This is a genomic window from Streptomyces sp. 7R007 (assembly GCF_054850255.1).
In genome coordinates this window covers 1-2,861 of the sequence record NZ_JBTWMV010000127.1, presented here as the reverse complement: position 1 = coordinate 2,861, position 2,861 = coordinate 1, and the positions used below count along the sequence as shown (strand labels likewise).

3 protein-coding genes are annotated in these 2,861 nt (G+C 73.5%); 1 reads left to right on the top strand and 2 read right to left on the bottom strand.

The annotated features are described in order from the left end of the window. Positions 1-298 precede the first annotated feature (298 nt). Positions 299-613: a hypothetical protein gene (locus ACYF6T_RS44330; RefSeq protein ID WP_461703672.1), complete on the top strand. Its 315-nt coding sequence runs from the start codon at positions 299-301 to the stop codon at positions 611-613. A 233-nt stretch (positions 614-846) separates the two neighbouring features. Here the strand turns inward: ACYF6T_RS44330 and ACYF6T_RS44325 are convergent, their stop codons facing one another. Together ACYF6T_RS44325 and gndA are read right to left on the bottom strand one after the other, a co-directional pair. Further along, positions 847-1,329 carry a hypothetical protein gene (locus ACYF6T_RS44325; RefSeq protein ID WP_461703671.1) on the bottom strand — a complete coding sequence of 161 codons (483 nt, stop codon included), beginning with the start codon at positions 1,327-1,329 and terminating at the stop codon, positions 847-849. A gap of 59 nt (positions 1,330-1,388) precedes the next feature. Beyond that, the gene (gene gndA / locus ACYF6T_RS44320; protein WP_461703670.1) at positions 1,389-2,828 is read right to left on the bottom strand and encodes an NADP-dependent phosphogluconate dehydrogenase; all 1,440 of its coding nucleotides are present in this window, start codon (positions 2,826-2,828) and stop codon (positions 1,389-1,391) included. Between the last annotated feature and the right edge of the window lie 33 nt (positions 2,829-2,861).

Genomic DNA, 2,861 nt, shown 5'->3' with positions numbered 1-2,861 from the left:
GGCGCCGAACCAGGGCCAGAACAGCGTCGGCGGAGTGCCCTTGCGTTCGGCGTCGCCGATCACGTCCAGCCCGTGCGTCTCCACCTGGAGCGGCCGGTCTGCGGATCTGGTGCCGGGGGAACCCGAGGACTCTGCCATCGTCGACCTACCTGTCCAGACGTGTTCAGTCGACGCTAGGCGCGGCCCTCGGGAGCGTCAAGCGGGAATCGGCGGCTCGGAGGTGAGGAGTGCGGCGGGGGTGGTTACCCGGTACCTCTGGGCAGCCCCCACGGGAAGCAACGACGACAGGAGCGCCCTGATGGTGCGCGACGACAGCCAAGGCGACGACAGGAAACGGGCCGCCGCCCCGCCGGCGCGGGACTTCACCGGCCATGGCCACCCCGGCTACACGGACCGGCACGAGCGGGTGCTTCAGGGGCTGGCCGCGGCCCAGGAGCACCGGGGCGGTGGCGCCGTCCATCTGGAGGAGATCGCCCGCGCCTCGGGGGTGTCCCCGGAGGAGGCCCGCACGCTGCTGCACGACCTGACGCGGGAGCACCGGCTGGCCACCGAGCTGGCGGGCACCGACGAGCCGGACATGGGACCGCGGTTCGAGGTCAAGCGCCGCCTGTGAGGCACGGCGAAGGGCGGGTCGGCCACGCCGGCGGTCGCGCGCGCGACCGCGTGCCCCCGGCGTGAACCGATGAGGTGGCTCCGTCCGATGAAGGGGCGAAACGGTTGCGGCCTCGCCGGGAGGTGTGACCCGACGAGGAAGGTGTCCGCCCATGTTCGCCCTTGCCGCCTGCACCCTGTACGCCGTCGTGGTCCTGCTCTGCGTGCACGCCTTCGCCGACTGTGTACGGCCGCTCAGCGGGCCCAGAACGGCAGCGGCGGGCAGACGTTGGCGCAGGTGTAGGTGCCCGGCATGAGCAGGCCGGCGTCGTCCTCGTTGTTGTCTCCGCCGGCGAAGTACACCTCCGGGACCCAGCCCCAACGGCCGTTGTCCGCCAGGGTGCTGGCCCACCAGTAGTTCTCGGCGGAGCCGTCCCGGAAGGTCTCGCCGCGCATCTCGGTGACGAACCAGTTGGCGGCGCCGCCCTGTTCGAGACGGCCGACGACGGCGGCGCGGGGCGAACGGCTGGCGTACACCGGGACGTGGCCGCGGGTGAGGTTGCAGTACATGACGTTCGTGCGCGGCCAGACGCGCCCGGTGCCGGGATCGGTCAGGTCGCGCTGGGTGGTGCCGTGGCAGGGGACGTTGTCGGTCGCCCGGGCTGCGGGGGCGGTCAGGGCCGCCAGTCCGGCCAGGGCCGCGGCGGCCGTGACGAGTCCGCGTCTGATGTGGATCATGCTCTTCAGAACGAGCGGCTTCGGAGGCCGTCACGGCCGGATGCCGGCCGGGCCGCCGGTCAGGCGGGCGTTTCCGCGCGTTCGGGCGTCGCCCAGTGCGTGTGGAAGGCGCCGGGCCGGTCGGTGCGCCGGTAGGTGTGGGCGCCGAAGTAGTCGCGCTGCCCCTGCAGCAGGGCGGCCGGCAGGCGGTCGGCGCGCAGGGTGTCGTAGTGCGCGAGCGCGGCGGAGAACGCGGGCACGGGGACGCCCCGGCGGGCGGCGCTGGCGACGATCTCCCGCCAGGGCACCTGCGCGTCGGTGATCTCCATGGCGAACTCCATCTCGCCCAGCAGGCTGACCAGGTCGCGGTCGGCGGCGTAGGCGGCGCGGATGCGGTCGAGGAAGGAGGCGCGGATGATGCAGCCGCCTCGCCAGATCCGGGCGACGGTGCCGAGGTCGATCTTCCAGCCGTACTCGGCGGCCGCGTCCTGGATCATCTTCAGCCCCTGGTCGTAGGCGATGACCTTGGACGCGTACAGGGCGTGCTCGACCTGCGAGGCGAAGCGGTCGGCCTCGGTGCGGCTGAGCGGCGGGCGGGTGCCGCCGGGCAGGCCGGCGTAGGCGGCGCGCAGTTCGTCCTGGCCGGAGGCGGCGCGGGCGAAGGTGGCCTGGGCGATCGCGGTGACCGGGGAGGCCAGGTCCAGGGCGGTCTGCACGGTCCAGCGGCCGGTGCCCTTCTGGCCGGCGGCGTCGGCGACAACGTCGACGAAGGGCCGGCCGGTGGCCGCGTCGGTGTGGGCAAGGACCTCGGCGGTGATCTCGACCAGGTAGGAGCCGAGCCGGCCCTGGTTCCAGCGCCGGAAGACGTCGGCGATCTCGGCCGGGGTGTAGCCGGCGACCTGGCGCAGCAGGTCGTAGGCCTCGGCGATGAGCTGCATGTCGGCGTACTCGATGCCGTTGTGCACCATCTTGACGAAGTGGCCGGCGCCGTCGGTGCCGAGGTGGGCGGCGCAGGGCTCGCCGTCGACCTGCGCGCTGATCGACTCGAACACCGGGCCGAGGACGGCGTACGACTCCGCCGAGCCGCCGACCATGATCGACGGCCCCTCCAGCGCGCCCTCCTCGCCGCCGGAGATGCCGGTGCCGACGAAGTGGACGCCCCGCTCGCGCAGCGCCGCCTCGCGGCGGCGGGTGTCGGCGAAGTGCGCGTTCCCGCCGTCGATGATCATGTCACCGGCGTCCAGCAGCGGGGCGAACTCGTCGATGACGGCGTCGGTGGCCGCGCCCGCCTGCACCATGATGATCAGCCGGCGGGGGCGCTGGAGGGCGGCCACGAGGTCGCGGGCGGTCTCGGCCGGGACGAACGAGCCCTCGTGCCCGAACTCCCCGACGAGCGCGCGGGTGCGGCCCGGCGTGCGGTTGTGCACGGCGACGGTGTGGCCGTGGCGGGCGAAGTTGCGCGCCAGGTTGCGGCCCATCACACCCAGTCCGGTCACGCCGATGGCTGCGGTTGCGTTCATGCTGTACGTCCCTTGCTCGGTCCGGTGGCGGTC